Here is a 16,184-nt window from a genome sequence, read left to right as displayed (position 1 = left end):
CCCGATGACCCTACTCAAGTGCGCAACCCTGGTCGTTGCCGACGTGGCCGCATCGAGCGAGCGCTACGCCCGATGGATGGATTACCGCGTCGTCGATGAAGGCGCCGTGCCCGAAGATCTTGCCGCCGCCTGGCAGGCCCCGGCCTCGGCCGGACGTCCCTATGCGCTGCTGCAACCTGCCTCCGGCGAAGAGGTGTTCCTGCGCTTCGTGGAAGGTGCTCCGGTTGCCTCCTATGCGCCGATCCGCACCTATGGCTGGGCCGCGACCGAGATCTGCGTGCGCGACGTCATGGCGGTGAACGCCCGCATGGAGGAGAGCCCCTTCGAGATCATCGGTCCGCCCAAGGACCTCGACGGCTTTGCCACGGTCAAGCCAATGCAGGTCAAGGGCGATGACCAGGAGATCGTCTATCTGACGCAGATCCTGCAACCGGGAGAGGAAAACGGCCTTCCGCAGCCGACCTCGCTGGTTGACCGTCCCTTCATCATGGTGCTGGCCAGCCACGATCTGCCCGCGAGCGTGAAGTGGGTGGAGGACGTACTGGGCCTTCCCGTGATCGATCCGGTCCCGATCCGCTATTCGATGATCAACCAGGCTTTCGACCTCGATCCCGAGACCAAGACGGCCATCGTGACCGCACGCGGCGCGGGCCAGACCTTCCTCGAGATCGACCAGTATCCGGCCGAGGCGACCGTGCGCGAAAAGCACGCGGGCGACCTTCCACCCGGCGTTGCCATCACGACCATGCTGCACCCCGACTTCGCGCGCCTTGAAGGCCACTGGGCCAGCGCGCCGGTGGTGCGTGAAGGGCCGCTCTATGCTGGCAAGCGCACGGGCATTCTGCTGACGCCCGAAGGCGCGCTTCTCGAAGTGATCGAAGGGGGCTCGATCTGAGATGGACCATACTCTTGCACTTCTCACCCTGCTGCACCTGCTGATCCCGATCTACTGGCTGGGTGGTGACCTTGGCGCGTTCTATTCCTCGCGCTTCCTTGTCGATCCCAAGCGGACCGTGCCCGAGCGCCTGCTCGCGCTGCACATCCTCAACAACATCGACATGGCCCCGCGCACCGCGCTGATCCTGGCCTTTCCCACCGGCTTCACACTGGCCGCGATGAAAGGCTGGCTTGCCGTGTCGGGCCTGGCGGTGACCGGCGTGTGGGTGGCAGGGCTGGCCTGGCTCGCGCTCGCCTGGGCGGTTCACATCCTCCATGGGCCTGCGGGCAAGACCTACAAGCAGATCGACCTTGCCATTCGCTATATCGTCCTCGCCGCGCTCGTCGCAGGCGGTGTTGCCGGGCTTGTCGGCGCCGTCACGCTGCCGCTCTTCATCGCGCTCAAGCTGCTGGTGCTGGCCTTCTGCATCTTCATTGGCCTGCTCGTGCGGCGCCAGCTGGTGCCGCTGATCCCGGCCATCGTCGATCTCGCCAAGAACGGCGCAAGCCCCGAAGGCGACAAGACCATCGCGGGTGTTCTGGCCGTGACGCAGCCCACCGTGATGACGCTCTGGGCCGCCGTCCTCATCGCCTCGTTCCTCGGCATCGCCACCCCGTTGTGAGCGTGCGCTGAGTTTCCACTGATCCAACCGATCCATCTTCCAAGAACACAGGAGCCGATTTTGCAGAAGCATCGCACCATTACCGGCAAGATCCAGTACACCTCGCGCAAGGAAGGTCGTGAAGGGGCCGACCGTGGCCGCGAAACCTTCATGTGGACCCACCACTCGGACGGCAAGAAGACCCTGCGCGCGCACTGCGAGATCGACGAGCCCAATCCCACGGTCATGCGTGACATCACCTATAGCCTCGATGAGAACGACCGTCCGATGGACTGCCTCGTGCGCCTCACGGTAGGCGACGAGTTCATGGGGGCGGGTCTCTTCATCATCGGCGAGGACACCATCGAGTGTGAAAGCTATGGGCCCTCGATCGGGCGTGTCTCGCAGTCGAAGAAGATCGGCGGCGCGTTCGACGGCTTCGGGACGCACCCCATCGTCGCGGATGCCTACATCACCCGCAAGATCGACCGCTCGAAGGGCTTTCATAGCCGTCCGTTCCGCTGCTTCCTGCCGTCGCCCGACCACCGTGGCGCCACACCGCCGCTGATCGCCGAGACGACGCTTCAGCTGGGCTATGTCGGCGACGAGACGGTGACCGTGCCCGCAGGCACTTTCGAATGCCACAAGTTCCAGTTCACCGACGATGACGGCGACATGGTCGGCGTCTCGGGCGAAGCGCACCCGCCCTATGAGATGTGGGTGACGGCCGATGAGGACGCGATCTTCGTCCAGGGCGGCGTCGGCGGCTACATGCAGACCTGGTACGAACTGGTCGAACTCGAACGCTAAGCGCGCGTCCGATCCGTTCCGGCACGCGAGGTCTCAGGGGACAGCGTGCCGGGACGGGTTGACTAAGCCCCTGACGAGCGCGAAATTTACGGTTTACGCTGCGTCGCTTCCGCACGAATTCGTGCAGGGGTGAGGGGGCCTTGCACAGGGGCAAGTCAGAACGTGCTTGATCGCGAAGGGGCAGTTCCCCTCTATCACCAGATCTACCTCTTCCTGCGCGATGAGATTCTCTCGGGCCAGCGCCCCTTCGGGAGCGCGATGCCGACCGAGCAGGAATTGGCCGAGACGTACGATGTCTCGCGCATCACCGCGCGCCGTGTCCTCAACGACCTTGCCGAGCAGAACTACGTTGAGCGCAAGCGCCGCGTCGGCACGCGCGTCATCTTCAAGTCGCCGTCCAAGCCCATCGAGGCAAATATCGACCAGGCCTACGGATCGCTCCTGGCCATGGGCGAGGGGAGCGAGATCAAGGTCCTGACCGTCGAGAAGGTCCCGGCGCCTGCGCGTGCTGCGGCCAGTCTGCAGGTCGATCCGGGCACGCCGGTCGTACGCATCGTGCGCGTGCGCGCGGTCGACGGCGTCAATATTGGCTTCATCGTGAGCTATGTGCCCGAGGATCTGGAGCCTTACGTCACCCGCGAAGGGCTGGAGAAGGCGCCGATCCTGAAACTGCTGGAGCCCGTTGGCGTCCACTTGCGCCACGCCGAGCAGATCATCAACGCCGTTCTGGCTTTCGGCGAAATGCTCGATGCGATGGGCGTCGAACTGAACTCGCCGATCCTGCGTATCACGCGTGTGTCCTACGACGCGGACGACCGGCCGTTCATGCTTACCTACGCGCACTACCGCGCGGATCGTTTCCACATCCGCATGGACCTGAACGGCCCCGGCACCCAGTAAGATGGGGCACCGGAGCCGTCGAAGGTTCCCTTCCGGGATGCGTCAGGTCAGGAGACCTTGACCATCACCTTGCCCTGATGTCCCCCGGACTTCAGGTATTCCAGAGCCTCTGCCATGTCCTCGAAGGCGAAGGTCTTGTCGACGACCGGCGCAAAGCCGTTCGCGTCCATTGCGCGCAGCAGGTTCACCAGCATCCCGCGGCTGCCCGAGGCAATGCCCTTGATGACAAGGTTCTTGCCGATGATCGCGCCGTAGTTGGGCAGCGGGCCATCGGCGCTGCCGACACCGATCAGGACGACGCGTGCGTTGCAGGCTGCCGCGTTGATCGACTGGGGTAGGGTGTGCTGGCCGCCGGTCTCGGCGATGATGTCCGCGCCGCGTCCGCCGGTCTGCTTGAGCAGTTCGGCGGCCCAATCAGCGTGGGTGCGGTAGTTCACGGTGTAGTCGGCGCCCATCTTGCGCGCCTCTTCGAGCTTCTCATCGCTCGACGAGGTAATCGCGACGAAGGCGCCGTTGGCCTTGGCGATCTGCAGCGCGGCCATCGAGACCCCGCCGGTGCCCAGCGCGAGGACAAGATCGCCCGCCTTGACCTCGCCAATCACCGACACCGCGTGCCAGGCCGTCAGCGTGGCGGCGGCAAGCGGGGCGGCGGCTTCATCGGAGAGGCCCTCAGGGACCTTGACGAGGGCGCCTGCCGGCACCTTGATGTACTCGGCGGCCCAGCCATCGGTAAAGGTACCCAGGTCCTTGCCGAAGTAGCTCATGTCGAACGGGCCGTCGTGCCAGGCGACGAAGTGCGGGCACACCGCGCGGTCGCCCACGGCAACCTGCGTGACACCGTCACCCACCGAGACGACTTCGCCGAGTCCCTCGGCGAGAGGAATGCGGTCCTCCGCCTTCTTCGCACCGTAGCGCCCTTCAAGGATCTGGATGTCACGGTTGTTGAGGCAGGCAAGGCGCACCTTGAGCACCGCCTCGCCGGGGCCTGCGACCGGATCGGGGCGCTCGGTGAGCGTCAGCGAGGAAATACCTTCCTGCGTTCCTAGGACGTAAGCTTTCACATCTGGCTCCTGAACTGGTCGAGAATGTCGCAGCCCCGTGCGAACCACGTGCCCTCACGCGCCTTGAGATCGCCCAGCAGCTTCTCGAAGGCATCCATGCGGTAGGGGAGGCCGATGATGTAGGGCGTGAGGTGCATGGGCAGCATGCGCCCGCCATGGACCTTGGCCTCGGCGCTCAGCCAGTCGTGCGCGTCGAGCATCTGCTGCGCGTAGCTGTCGGCCGACTGCTGCTGCACGTTGATGATCTGGCGGTCCGACAGTTCATGGTTGAGCGGGATGTTCACGACGCCGTTGTTGAAGACGTAGGGAAGCTCGTCGTTGACCCAGTCGCAGCAGTACTCGATGCCCGCTTCCTTGAGCAGGTCCATCGTCGCAAAGCTCTGCTGGCGGGCAATCGAATGCCACCCGCGCGGCTTGACCCCGGCCACGTCGGAAAGGATCGCGACGCTCTCGGTGATGAGCTTGCGCTCGTCCTCGACGGGCAGGGTGGAGGCGATGGTGCCGTTCATGTCGCTCGAATGGGCGATGATCTCATGCCCTGCATCGACGATATCGCGGATGACGCTGGGATAGCGCTGCGCAATCGCCGCATTGGCCGCGACCGAGACCTTCACGTCCGCCTTCGCAAAGGCGTCGAGCAGGCGGTAGAAGCCCACCCGCGTGCCGTATTCGCGCGCGGTGTAGTGGCGATAGTCGGGGTAGGCGGTCTGCATGTGGCCGGGCGCCTTGAAGGGCGTGCTTTCCGGCGTGATCGGGAACCATTCGAGGCTCACCACCATCCAGGTCGCGACGCTCTTGCCCTCGGGCCAGGCGAGGGGCTTGCGCTCCTCCATCACCGAATAGGGGAAGAGGTCGTGATCGTAGCCAAGGCCGCGCTTGGGGTATTCGAGGTATTCGGGATCGAGGCTCATCTTACGCCTCCTTCGTGTGAATGGCGCGCCAGGCATCGGCAATGTCGCCCGAGCGCGTGATCCACGCGCGTCCACCGTCTCCGGCATCGGCAGCGATGTGCTTCAGGACGTCCTCAAAGGGACCGATGCGGTGAGGCTGGCCGATGAGATAGGAGTGAAGCGGAATGCACATGACCGTGCCTGAAGGCTCGGCGGCAAGGCGCTCGTACTGGCGGATCAGCGTGTCGGCGTATTCGCGCGGGCTCATGTTGTAGACGAAGAAGCCGTAGTGGTCGTTGACCTCGAGGCTGTAGGGCATCGAGATCAGGTCGCCGGTCTTCGTCTTCACGCGCTGCGGCTGATCGTCGTGATACAGGTCACAGGTATAGTCGAGACCATACTCGGCGATGAGGTCCAGCGTACGCGGAGTATGGGTGAGAGCGGGCGCCAGCCATCCGCGGATCGTCTGGCCGGTCGCATCGCGCACGGTCTTGATCGAATCCTCGATGATCGCGCGTTCCTGCGCCTCGTCCATCCCGTAGGAATAGCGGGTGTTGTAGATGCCGTGGCTGAAGAACTCCCAGCCCCGCTGGTTGGCATCCTCGACCACGTTGGGATGGTGCTGGCACAACGCAACCGAGAGGCTGACCGAGCCGGGGAAGCCGTGCTTGGACATGACTTCGGCCATGCGCCAGTGGCTGACGCGGTTGGCGTGGTCGCGGTGCGACTGGCGCACGACGTCGGGGTGGGGCATCGCCCAGGACTTGCGGTGCGGGTTGGTCGGCGGGTCGATCTCGTAGAACTCGAGGTTCGGCGAGATCCAGACCGCGACCTTCTTGTCGCCCGGCCAGGCAAACGGCTTGCGCCCGCGATAGGGCGCGAAGTCGTAGAGGCCAGGGTCCTTTTCGCCCTCGTTCATTACTTCGCCTCCAGCCAGTCGATCACGGTCTGCACCGGCTCTACGTCGGCGTACTTGAGGTGCAGGTCGGTGAGATTGGCGAAGTGGTAGCTCTCGTGCTTGTCCGCGCAGGTCTCGATCGGGACGATGGTGCGGTAGCCGCGGCTGAGGCTGTCGACGGCCGTCGCGCGGATGCAGCCCGAGGTCGAACCGCCGGTGACGATGACCGTGTCGACCTTGTGCCAGACAAGCAGGCTCTGCAACGGCGTCTCGAAGAAGGCGGACGGCATGCGCTTGGTGTAGATCATGTCGGCCGGATCGATCTCGCAGCGATCATCGAACGCATGACGGCGCGAATCGTACTTGATGTTCTGGAGCGAGTCCGGAGTGTCGGTGCGCGTGCCCCAGACGCCGGCATCGCTCGCGTCCTCGGCGTAGGCGACGTGGGTCCAGATCACGGGCATGCCCTTTTCGCGGGCAAGGCGCGAGATCGTGTTGGTGTACTCGATCTGGCGCGGATCGGTCTCGTACGCCGTCTTGAACTCGTCGATACGGGTATAGGCGTTCTGGAAGTCCACGTTCACGATCGCCAGCTTCTCGCCGAAGCCGAACTTCGCGCGGGTGGGGTTGGCGATGACTTCCTCGAAGATCTGGCGGGCGGTCTTGCCGTCGCTGACCATCTTGGTGCCGACGATGCTCATCTGGATCTTACCTCTTTTCGCAACTTGTGGGGGCTCCCGCTTCGCAAGGAAGCGCAGCGCGCGGCGGCGACAATGCACCGATGGGGGAGACCTATCCGACTAAAAGATATAGTTCTAGGTCATATTCGCGCTACCGTCGCGCAATGTCGATGGTTTGCCGGGCGATGGGGAAAGCCGGAGCAATTCATCCGCCCTGCGGATAGCGCCACAAGCACCCTGTTTCCAAAACCCGAAGTGAAGGGGATCACTGCGGCTAAGCGAAACCGAAAAAAGGGAGTATATCCACATGGCCGCATGGCTCATCGTCACCGCCCGCGTCCCCGACCGCGATGCTTTCATGGCCTCGGGCTATCCGCAGGCGGCCGCCAAGATCCAGGCGCAGTACGGCGGCGAATACATCATCCGTGGCCCCGGCGGCACCGTGCTCGAAGGTCCGGGCGAAGACGGCGCTTCGGTCGTGGTCACCCAGTGGAAGGACCGCGAGGCCGCGCTCGCCTTCTGGAACTCGCCCGAATACGCCGAAGCCAAGAAGCTGCGCGAAGGGCTGGCCGAGGTGTCGGTCACGCTCGTCGGCGCCTGATCGGGACGAAATGTGGGGCAGAGGCCGCAGATAGGTGCGGCCCTGTCCGGGAGGGGGAGTTTTATCGCATGAGGGCAGGTCGTGTGCAGCAGGGGGCTGCAGCGCTCCTTATCCTGGGGACCGTGATGGGTGGTGGTGGAATGGCCAAGGCTACACCTGCGCAGCCGCGCCAGGCGGGCGAGGTTTTCACCGACTGCGCGCAAGGGTGCCCGCAGATGGTTGCGATTGCTCCGGGACGTTTCCGGATGGGTGCCGATGCCGGCGAGGAAGGACGCCCCGAAGGCCCGGTCCGTGAGATCGCGCTTGCGCGTCCCTACGCGCTCGGCCGGTTCGAGGTCTCCAACCAGGAGTATGCTCTCTTCGTAGAGGAGACCGGACATATCCCTTCCGCCGATTGCCGCTCGCTCAATGCCGAGCGCGGGACCGTGGCCAAGACGCCCACGGCCGATTTTCGTCACCCGGGCCTTGGCGCCGGTGACGGAGCCCCGCAAATGCCGGTCGTGTGCATTTCCTGGAACGATGCGCAGGCCTATCTCTCCTGGCTGAGCGCGCGCACCGGCGCACATTACCGTCTGCCGAGCGAGGCCGAGTGGGAATATGCGGCCCGCGCCGGCTCGCAGGAAGACTACCCTTGGGGCCAGAGCCCTGACGAGGGATGCCGCCAGGCCAACATGCTCGACGAGGACGGCGCCGCCAGTGGTATGATCCCGGTCTTTGGCGGCCAAGCGGATGGCGACAGCACAGCCTTGCCCCGTGCCGCCTGCCACGATGGGCACGGCGGGGCCGCCCCTGTGGGCAGCTACGCGCCCAACGCCTTCGGGCTCCACGATATGATCGGCAATGTCTGGGAGTGGACCCAGGACTGCTACGCGGCGCCTTATCCCAGCGCTGCGGCGCGCGATGGTCGGCCTTACGTCGATGCCGAGGAATGTCCCTTGCGGGCGGTGCGCGGCGGCAGCTGGATCAGCACACCGTTCCGCAACCGCGTGTCCTGGCGTGGGCGCGATCCGGTGGATCAGGTTACCTGGATCTTTGGCTTGCGCGTGGCGCGCGATATCGAGGGAGACATCCAGTGACGGCCATGCCCGCCATTCTCAATCTGTCGCGCCGTGGCTTTGCAGGCGCGCTTGGCCTTGCTGCGGCGAGCTTCGTGCTGGGCATCCCGCGGGAAGGGCGCGCCGCCGAGGCGGCGCACGCCCCCGACAAGGCCCGCTTTGGCGCCATGCTCAGCATTGATGCGGCGGGCCTCGTCCGTCTGATCGTGCCGTCCTCCGAACTGGGGCAGGGCACGCAGGAAGCGCTTGCCCGCATGGTCGCCGAGGAACTGGAATGCGACTGGGCGGCTCTCGAAGTGGACCTGCCCTGGGCCGATCCGGCCTTCGCCAATCCTTTCTCGCGCAAACAAATGACGGCCAACAGCACCTCGGTCATGGGCTATTACACCGCGATGCGAACGCTGGGCGCAGCGACCCGGATCATGCTCACGCGCGCTGCTGCGCAGCGCCTGGGCGCTGACGAAGGCGAACTCGTTGTATCGGGCGGTACCATCTCCCATTCCGCAAGCGGCCGCACACTCGGCTTTGGCGATGTTGCGCGCGCAGCCTCGGCGCTGCCTGTCCCCGCCGAAGTTCCTCTCAAGCCGGTTTCCGAGTTCCGGATCATCGGTGGTACGAGCGTACGCAAGGATCTTCTCCCCAAGGTCAACGGAAACGCGGAATTCGGCATCGACGTGCGCGAGGAGGGCATGTTTGTCGGTGTGCCCGTGCTTGCCCCGCACCCGGAAGCGACTTTCGATTTTGCCGGCGTGGACGATGCCGAGTCTCGTCCGGGCGTGCGCGCCGTGGTGCCGGTGACCGGAGGCGTCGTGGTCGTGGCCGACCGTTTCTGGAGGGCAAAGACCGCGGCCGAGGCCATTACTCTGACGGTCACGTCATCCCCCATTGCCGGGCTCGACGATGACACCATCCGCTCGCGTCTGCGCGAGGCATTTACCACGATAGAGCCCCGGGTCTTTCCCGAGTTCGAGAAAGGCAGCGGCTTCCCCGGCCGTCCGATCATGCCGGACAAGCCCGCGGTCGAGGCGGCGTTCGCACAGGCCGACCGCGTGCTCGAAGCCGAGTACGAGGTGCCGTTCCTGGCGCACGCGACGCTCGAGCCGATCTGCTGTGCCGCGCGCATGGATGATACCAGCCTCTTCGTGCGCGGCCCGCTGCAGGACCCGGAAAGCGCCCGCACGCTGGGCGCCAAGCTCTCGGGCTTGCCGCTTGAAGACGTACGGGTCGAACTGACTTATGTGGGCGGCGGTTTTGGCCGCAAGTGGGGGACCGACTTCGTTGGCGTTGCCATCGAGGCCGCCAAGGGCGTGCCAGGCCAGCTGGTCAAGACGATCTGGCCGCGCGAGCAGGACATGACGTTCGACCAGTATCGCCCGGCCTTCATCGCCCGCTCACGGGCTGCCCTGGCGAAGGACGGGCGCGTTGCCGCTCTGAAGTCCGCGGTCGCCGGACAGTCGATCATGGCCTACCACGGTCGCGGCGATATCCTGGGCGACATGGCCGACCCGATGAGCGCGGGCAAGCTGGTCTACGAGGCCTATGCAGAGCCCCTGCGCTATGCGGAAAGCCACCGCGTCGACATGGGCGTACCGGTTGGCTTCTGGCGTTCGGTCTCGCTCTCGCAGAACAGCTTCTTCATGGAGAGCTTCATCGACGAGATCGCACAGGAAACCGGCCAGGACCCGTTGCAGCTGCGCCTGCGTCTTCTGGATGGGCATCCGCGAATTACGCCTGTCCTCACCCGTGCGGCTCAGATGATCGGCCTCGATGCGCCAAGGCCCAAGGGCACCGGACGCGGCATCGCGCTGGCCTATACCGAAGCCAATTTCTGCGCGGTCGGCATCGAGGTTGCGCTTTCGGGGGACAACCTCAGCCTCACGCGAATTGCCTGCGCGTGCGACTGCGGGCTCATGATCGATCCGGTCAGCGTGGAGGGACAGGTCAGCGGCGGCATTGTCTTTGGCCTCCAGGCCGCCCTGTGGGGCGAGGTCCACTTTGCCGACGGCGCGCCCACGGCGCGGAACTTCTCCGACTATCGCCTGCCGATGATGATGGACGTGCCCCCAATCGAGGTCGCGCTCATGCCCGGCAGTGACCAGCCCGGGAATGTCGGTGAGGCTTCAACGCCTGCCGTCGCGCCCGCGCTTGCCAACGCCATTGTCGATGCTGGAGGGCCCCGCATCCGCGCGCTCCCCATCTCCCGCACACTCACGATCTGAAGGACGCTATCACGATGAAAAGCCTGCTCGTAAACGGCGCTCGGCGAACGGTCGAGGTGGAAGAGGACACACCACTGCTCTGGGTTCTGCGCGAGGATCTCGATCTTCCCGGCACCAAGTACGGCTGCGGCATCGGCATGTGCGGGGCCTGCACGGTCCATATCGACGGCATGGCCGTGCGCAGCTGCCAGATGCCGCTTGCCGCCGTGGAGGAAGGTCAGGCCATCTCCACCATCGAGTCCCTGTCAGGCCCGGACGAAGAGGATGCCTTGCACCCGCTCCAGCAGGCCTGGCTCGAGGAGCAGGTGCCCCAGTGCGGCTATTGCCAGAGCGGCATGATCATGGCCGCCGCCGCTTTCCTTGCCGAAACGCCCGAGCCTGACGCAGAGACGGTCCGGGCCAGCATCACCAATCTGTGCCGCTGCGGCACCTATCCGCGCATCGAGCGGGCCATTCTCAAGGCGGCAGAGGTCATGCGCGCACCTTGATCTGGGACATGGCGTAAGCCGTGGGCCTATGCCATCATTCGAGCATGGATACTTCCAACGCCGACAAGTCGCGTGATCCGCAGGCCCGCGTGCTGGCCTTCCTCGCCGATCCAGCGACGCATGGCGAGCCGGTCGAGCGCGTGGACACGCACGGTGCCAGCGTGTTCCTCGCTTCGGACAGGGCCTACAAGCTCAAACGTGCCGTGCGTTTCTCCTACCTCGACTTCTCGACCCTGGAGAAGCGCCACGCGGTGTGCCTGCGTGAGTTGGAGTTGAACCGCCGTACCGCGCCAGCCCTCTACCTCGACGTTCTGCCGATCGTGGAGCGCGCCGACGCAAGCCTGGCATTCGGGACAGCCTTGCAAAGTGGTCCCGAAGTTCTCGATTGGGTCGTCGTCATGCGTCGTTTCCAGGATCGCGATTTGCTGGCAACTATGGCGAGGGAAGGGCGGCTCGCACCTCTGATGGTTCGCGACCTTGCCGACACCATCGCCCGTTTTCATCAACATGACGCCCATCCGGTAGAGGATGACGGCGTCAGCCGTGTGCGCCGGGTGATCGAGGGCAATCGGCAGAGCATGGCGGCCACAGGCACGGAAGTTCTCGATCCTGAGGCTTGCGCAAGCTGGCTGGACGAGAGCCTTGCGGAGCTCGAGCGGGTAAGCCCGATCCTGCGCGCCCGCGCCGCCAAAGGTTGGGTACGGCATGGCCACGGTGACCTCCATCTTGGCAACATCTGCGTGTGGGAAGGGCGCCCGACACCGTTTGACTGCCTTGAATTCAATGACGAATTCGCGATCAGTGACGTGCTGTACGACCTTGCCTTCGCGGTCATGGACCTCTGGCATCGGGGCCGTCACGAGCTCGCCTCGCTTCTGACCAATCGCTATCTTGATCGGGTGGAGATGGACGCGGAGGCGCCGGCCTTGTTCCCCTTGTTTCTTTCAATGCGCGCGGCCGTACGTGCGCACGTGCTGGCAACACAATCAACGCAGGCGCGTGACCAGGAGAGGGGGCTCGCGCTTCAACAGGAGGCCAGGAGCTATCTGGCGGCAGCCCGGGATTTCCTGAAACCGTCACTGGCTCGTCTCGTTGCGGTGGGTGGTTTCTCCGGCACGGGAAAATCGACGCTTGCAGCGCACCTTGCTTCGGAATTGGGAGCCGTACCCGGTGCGCGCTGGCTGCGTACCGATGTCCTGCGCAAGAAATTGGCCGGTGTCGCGCCCGAGACCCGTCTGCCAGAATCGGCTTACAGCCGGGCAAATTCCGACGCCGTCTATGCCGGGCTCCTGAGCCTGGCCGAACAGACCTTGCGCGCCGGAAGCAGCGTCATCGTCGACGGTGTCTTCGCTCGCGCAAGTGAACGCCAGACGCTGGTCGAACTCGCGGACAAGGTCGGTGTGCCATTTGATGGCCTGTGGCTTGAGGCATCACGCGAAGTCCTTCGCACTCGTGTCGAACAGCGCATCAACGATGCCTCGGACGCGAATGTCGAGGTGCTAGAACGCCAGCTTGACACGGATCCGGGCGATCTGAGGGAATGGCGTAGCGTTTGCGCGGAAGGCTCACCGCTGGATGTGGCAGAAGCGGCGCGAAGGGCTCTTTGATCCGGCGACACGCCAAGATAGATAATATATATTATGTTAAATTATATTGAGAGCAAAGGCTGAACTGCTGGGCTCATCCCGGCGCTCATGCCCCGCTATTAAGTACCTGAATCACGAGAACCAGACCAACGATCAGGACGGCCCAGATCAGCGCCAGACGGATGAAACGCGCAGGCCCCAACTCCCGCAACCCCGAGTGCTGACTGACAAGCAGCAGACAGCACCCGATGGCCACGATGGACGCCAGGGTCGCCATCAGGTTCACGGCGCGATCACCATGCCGTCGTAGGCGACTTCGACACCTTCGGGCACTTCGCCCGAAAGCGTGGCGTAGTCCATGCTCTTGTCGAGATGCGTCAGCACGGTGCGACCGACCCCGGCCCGATCAGCGAGCTCCAGCGACATGCCCAGATGCGCGTGCGTGGGATGCGGATCACGCCGCAGGCAGTCCACGACAAGGAGATCGGCGTCTTCACAAAGGTCCACCATGTCCCTCGTAATTTCACTGAAGTCCGTCATGTAACAAACTGATTTTCCGTCACAATCGAAACGGAATCCCGTCGACTGTGCCGGGCCATGCGGCATCTGTGTATGCTCCACGCGATAGCCTTCGCACAGCCTCAGGTTGTCGAGGTTCTCCAGCGAGACGAGCGTTGGATACCCGTACTGGCCTGCAAAGACGTACCCGAAGCGCTGGCGCAGGCGGCGCACGGTTTCGGAGGCGGCAAAGCCGGAAATCGGACCGGCCCGGCCATAGCGCAGCGGACGAAGGTCATCGATGCCGTGGCAATGATCGGCGTGATCGTGGGTCCAGAAAACGGCATCAAGGCGATGGACGTCATTGGCCAGAAGCTGGGCGCGCAGATCGGTGGGCGTATCTACGAGGATGCGCTTGCCCGCATCGCTCTCGAGCAGGATCGCAACGCGGGTGCGGCGGTTTTTCGGATCCTTGGGGTCACAATGCCCCCAGTCGGCGCCGAATTCACCGCCCAGACGCGGAACCCCCGTGGAGGTGCCGCAGCCAAGGATGGTGACCTTCATGCCCCCTGCTCCACCGGGCTCGCCTTGGTGAACAGGGCAAAGAAGTTGCGCGTGGTATTCGCGCCCAGTTCCTCGAGGCTCTCGCCGCGAAGATCCGCCACGAAACGCGCGGTGTCCGCCGTGAAGGCCGGTTCGCACTTGCGGCCGCGGTGCGGGATCGGCGCCAGGAACGGGGAATCCGTTTCCACCAGCAGGCGGTCCGACGGCACGTCCTTCGCAAACGCCTGAAGATCCTTCGCGTTCTTGAAAGTGACGATCCCCGAAAGGCTGATCGTGAGGCCCAGATCAAGAACGGTTCGGCCGAATCCGGCGCTGGCCGTGAAGCAGTGGATGAGCGCGGGGAATGCGCCCTTCTCCATCTCCTCGCGAAGGATGCGGGCGGTGTCCTCTTCAGCATCACGTGTATGGATGATGATCGGCAGACCCGTCTCGCGCGCCACGCCGATGTGCGTGCGGAACAGGTCCTGCTGCACCTCACGGTCCGACTTGTCGTAATAATAGTCGAGCCCGGTTTCACCGATCGCGATCACCCGCGGATGGGCGGCCGCTTCCAGAAGCGCTGAAGCGCCGAGGTCGGCGTGAGCGTCGGCTTCATGCGGGTGGATGCCGACCGAGGCCCAGACATCGGGCTCGCGCTCGGCCGTTCCGACCACCCTCTCCCACTCACTGCGGCGGGTGGAAATGTTGAGGAAGCCCTTGATACCGGCCGCACGGGCGCGGTCGAGAACACCGGTCTGGTCCTCGACCACGCCCTCGTATTCGAGATGGCAGTGGGAATCGATGAGCATCAGGCCGCGTCACCTTCAGCCTGATCGTCGGGCAGTTCGAGGCGCGGGAACACGCCCTGCGGCTTTTCAACGGCATAGTCCGAGGCCGCCAGAACCGCGAACCAGTCGGTCTTCTCGAGCGCCTCGTAGCCGCGCGCATCGGGCGCGACACCCATCTGGTCGAGCAGCGCGTCGATGGCGCTGGGAACCACGGGTCGGACCGCAATGGCGAGATCGCGCACGACCTGGAAGAGCGTCATCAGAACGGCTTCCATGCGTGCCGGATCGGTCTTGCGCAGGGCCCAGGGTGCCTGTTCGTCGACATACTGGTTGCAGGCAAAGACCGCCTTCATCCAGGCATCAAGACCATCACTGAACGCAAGGTCCATGAAGGCCTTGCGCATGCTGGCGATGCCCGATGCCACCGCTTCGAAAAGCGCCGCGTCCGCTTCGGATTGCTCCAAATCGGACTTAATTTCGCCGCCCATGTTTTTGAAAATCATGGACAAACTTCGCTGAGCCAGGTTGCCGAAGCTGTTGGCAAGCTCGGCGTTGCAGCGCGTGACAATGGCCTCGGGCGACCACGAGCCGTCTTGGCCGAAGGCCACTTCGCGCAGGAAGAAATAGCGCAGCGTATCGACACCGAAGGTCTCGGCGAGCGCGATCGGATCGGTCACGTTGCCGACCGACTTCGATTCCTTCTGGCCGCGGTTCAAGAGGAAGCCGTGGCCGAAGACCTGCTGCGGCACGGGTACGTCCGCGCTCATCAGGAAGGCGGGCCAGTAGACCGTGTGGAACCGCACGATATCCTTGCCGATAAGGTGCAGGCTCGCTGGCCAGTAGCGCGCGTAGTCGCCTTCCTCGTTCGGGAAACCCAGGCCCGTCAGGTAGTTGGTCAGGGCATCGACCCAGACATACATGACGTGGTTGTCGGAGCCGGGTACCTTCACGCCCCAATCGAAGCTGGTGCGGGAGATCGAGAGATCGCGAAGGCCACCTTCGACGAAGCGGGCGATCTCGTTGCGGCGGCTTTCCGGGCGGATGAAGTCGCCGCTGTTGTAGAGCTCGAGCAGCTTGTCCTGATACTTGGACAGGCGGAAGAACCACGATTCCTCGACGGTCCATTCCACCGGCGTGCCCTGCGGAGAGAGCTTGGCGCCCCCGTCCCCTTCGACGAGTTCACTCTCGTCGTAATAGGCCTCGTCGCGCACCGAGTACCAGCCCTCGTAGCGGTCGAGGTAGAGGTCACCCTTGGCCTCCATCCGGCGCCACAGCTCCTGCGTTGCCTCGTGATGGCGCGGCTCTGTGGTACGGATAAATACGTCATAATCGACGTTGAGAGCATCGCACATCTCACGGAAATATCCGGACATTTCCGTAGCAAGTTCTGCGGGGGTCGTCCCGAGATCGCGGGCCTTCTGCATCATCTTGAGGCCGTGCTCGTCGGTGCCCGTCTGGAGACGGACATCAAAGCCTTCAGCCTTGCGATGACGGGCAATCACGTCGGCGGCGATCGCCTCGTAGGCGTGGCCGATGTGGGGCTTGCCGTTGGGGTAGGAAATGGCGGTGGTGATGTAATAAGGCTCGCCCATGGCGGCGTCACACTTTCTGTGTCCGGAGTGAATGAAG

Annotated in this window: 17 protein-coding genes; 9 read left to right on the top strand and 8 right to left on the bottom strand. The window is 64.3% G+C overall.

Annotated features, from left to right (window positions below; translation table 11 throughout):
* The first annotated feature begins 4 nt into the window (after window positions 1-4).
* The 4 genes from MTR65_RS04435 (at window position 5) to MTR65_RS20225 (ending at window position 3,248) form a co-directional block, all read left to right on the top strand.
* Window positions 5-895 carry a VOC family protein gene (locus tag MTR65_RS04435; RefSeq protein ID WP_243797462.1) on the top strand — a complete coding sequence of 297 codons (891 nt, stop codon included), beginning with the start codon at window positions 5-7 and terminating at the stop codon, window positions 893-895.
* Window position 896: 1 nt separating this feature from the next.
* On the top strand, window positions 897-1,559 hold the full coding sequence (locus MTR65_RS04430) for a hypothetical protein (protein ID WP_243797459.1): 663 nt from the start codon (window positions 897-899) through the stop codon (window positions 1,557-1,559).
* Window positions 1,560-1,619: 60 nt separating this feature from the next.
* Window positions 1,620-2,348 (top strand): DUF3108 domain-containing protein, encoded by a 729-nt coding sequence (locus MTR65_RS04425; protein WP_243797456.1) that lies wholly within the window; start codon window positions 1,620-1,622, stop codon window positions 2,346-2,348.
* A 162-nt stretch (window positions 2,349-2,510) separates the two neighbouring features.
* Entirely contained in the window at window positions 2,511-3,248 is a 738-nt protein-coding gene (locus MTR65_RS20225; RefSeq protein ID WP_243797454.1) for a GntR family transcriptional regulator, read from the top strand.
* Between the two features lie 47 nt (window positions 3,249-3,295).
* Here MTR65_RS20225 and MTR65_RS04415 read toward each other — a convergent pair whose 3' ends face one another.
* The 4 genes from MTR65_RS04415 to MTR65_RS04400 are packed head-to-tail and all read right to left on the bottom strand — an operon-like array spanning window position 3,296 to window position 6,798.
* Complete coding sequence (locus MTR65_RS04415) at window positions 3,296-4,309, bottom strand: zinc-dependent alcohol dehydrogenase family protein (protein ID WP_243797452.1); 1,014 nt, start codon at window positions 4,307-4,309, stop codon at window positions 3,296-3,298.
* Window positions 4,306-5,220 (bottom strand): polysaccharide deacetylase family protein, encoded by a 915-nt coding sequence (locus MTR65_RS04410; RefSeq protein ID WP_243797449.1) that lies wholly within the window; start codon window positions 5,218-5,220, stop codon window positions 4,306-4,308. Before MTR65_RS04410 ends, MTR65_RS04415 begins: the two co-directional genes overlap by 4 nt.
* A gap of 1 nt (window position 5,221) precedes the next feature.
* A complete protein-coding gene (locus MTR65_RS04405; RefSeq protein ID WP_243797447.1) occupies window positions 5,222-6,118 on the bottom strand; it encodes a polysaccharide deacetylase family protein in 897 nt (298 codons plus the stop codon).
* Window positions 6,118-6,798: an isochorismatase family protein gene (locus MTR65_RS04400; RefSeq protein WP_205466514.1), complete on the bottom strand. Its 681-nt coding sequence runs from the start codon at window positions 6,796-6,798 to the stop codon at window positions 6,118-6,120. Before MTR65_RS04400 ends, MTR65_RS04405 begins: the two co-directional genes overlap by 1 nt.
* A gap of 286 nt (window positions 6,799-7,084) precedes the next feature.
* On the opposite strand from MTR65_RS04400, the gene MTR65_RS04395 reads away from it, so the two are divergent.
* From MTR65_RS04395 to MTR65_RS04375, 5 genes are all read left to right on the top strand, one after another.
* Window positions 7,085-7,378 (top strand): DUF1330 domain-containing protein, encoded by a 294-nt coding sequence (locus MTR65_RS04395; RefSeq protein ID WP_243797444.1) that lies wholly within the window; start codon window positions 7,085-7,087, stop codon window positions 7,376-7,378.
* A 68-nt stretch (window positions 7,379-7,446) separates the two neighbouring features.
* The gene (locus tag MTR65_RS04390) at window positions 7,447-8,454 is read left to right on the top strand and encodes a formylglycine-generating enzyme family protein (protein ID WP_243797442.1); all 1,008 of its coding nucleotides are present in this window, start codon (window positions 7,447-7,449) and stop codon (window positions 8,452-8,454) included.
* A 5-nt stretch (window positions 8,455-8,459) separates the two neighbouring features.
* A complete protein-coding gene (locus MTR65_RS04385) occupies window positions 8,460-10,652 on the top strand; it encodes a xanthine dehydrogenase family protein molybdopterin-binding subunit (RefSeq protein ID WP_243797542.1) in 2,193 nt (730 codons plus the stop codon).
* A gap of 14 nt (window positions 10,653-10,666) precedes the next feature.
* Window positions 10,667-11,140 (top strand): (2Fe-2S)-binding protein, encoded by a 474-nt coding sequence (locus MTR65_RS04380; RefSeq protein WP_243797440.1) that lies wholly within the window; start codon window positions 10,667-10,669, stop codon window positions 11,138-11,140.
* A 44-nt stretch (window positions 11,141-11,184) separates the two neighbouring features.
* The gene (locus MTR65_RS04375; RefSeq protein ID WP_243797437.1) at window positions 11,185-12,747 is read left to right on the top strand and encodes a bifunctional aminoglycoside phosphotransferase/ATP-binding protein; all 1,563 of its coding nucleotides are present in this window, start codon (window positions 11,185-11,187) and stop codon (window positions 12,745-12,747) included.
* Window positions 12,748-12,832: 85 nt separating this feature from the next.
* Here the strand turns inward: MTR65_RS04375 and MTR65_RS04370 are convergent, their stop codons facing one another.
* The 4 genes from MTR65_RS04370 to metG are packed head-to-tail and all read right to left on the bottom strand — an operon-like array spanning window position 12,833 to window position 16,147.
* Window positions 12,833-13,012 (bottom strand): hypothetical protein, encoded by a 180-nt coding sequence (locus tag MTR65_RS04370; RefSeq protein WP_243797434.1) that lies wholly within the window; start codon window positions 13,010-13,012, stop codon window positions 12,833-12,835.
* Window positions 13,009-13,788 carry an MBL fold metallo-hydrolase gene (locus tag MTR65_RS04365; protein ID WP_243797432.1) on the bottom strand — a complete coding sequence of 260 codons (780 nt, stop codon included), beginning with the start codon at window positions 13,786-13,788 and terminating at the stop codon, window positions 13,009-13,011. Before MTR65_RS04365 ends, MTR65_RS04370 begins: the two co-directional genes overlap by 4 nt.
* Window positions 13,785-14,576 (bottom strand): TatD family hydrolase, encoded by a 792-nt coding sequence (locus tag MTR65_RS04360; RefSeq protein WP_243797429.1) that lies wholly within the window; start codon window positions 14,574-14,576, stop codon window positions 13,785-13,787. Before MTR65_RS04360 ends, MTR65_RS04365 begins: the two co-directional genes overlap by 4 nt.
* Complete coding sequence (gene metG, locus MTR65_RS04355; protein WP_243797426.1) at window positions 14,576-16,147, bottom strand: methionine--tRNA ligase; 1,572 nt, start codon at window positions 16,145-16,147, stop codon at window positions 14,576-14,578. Before metG ends, MTR65_RS04360 begins: the two co-directional genes overlap by 1 nt.
* Window positions 16,148-16,184 lie beyond the last annotated feature (37 nt).

This window comes from Novosphingobium mangrovi (assembly GCF_022818885.1).
Classification (GTDB): Bacteria; Pseudomonadota; Alphaproteobacteria; order Sphingomonadales; family Sphingomonadaceae; genus Novosphingobium; species Novosphingobium mangrovi.
Note: the sequence above shows the minus strand (reverse complement) of the source record. Positions and strands in the feature narration are given on the sequence as shown.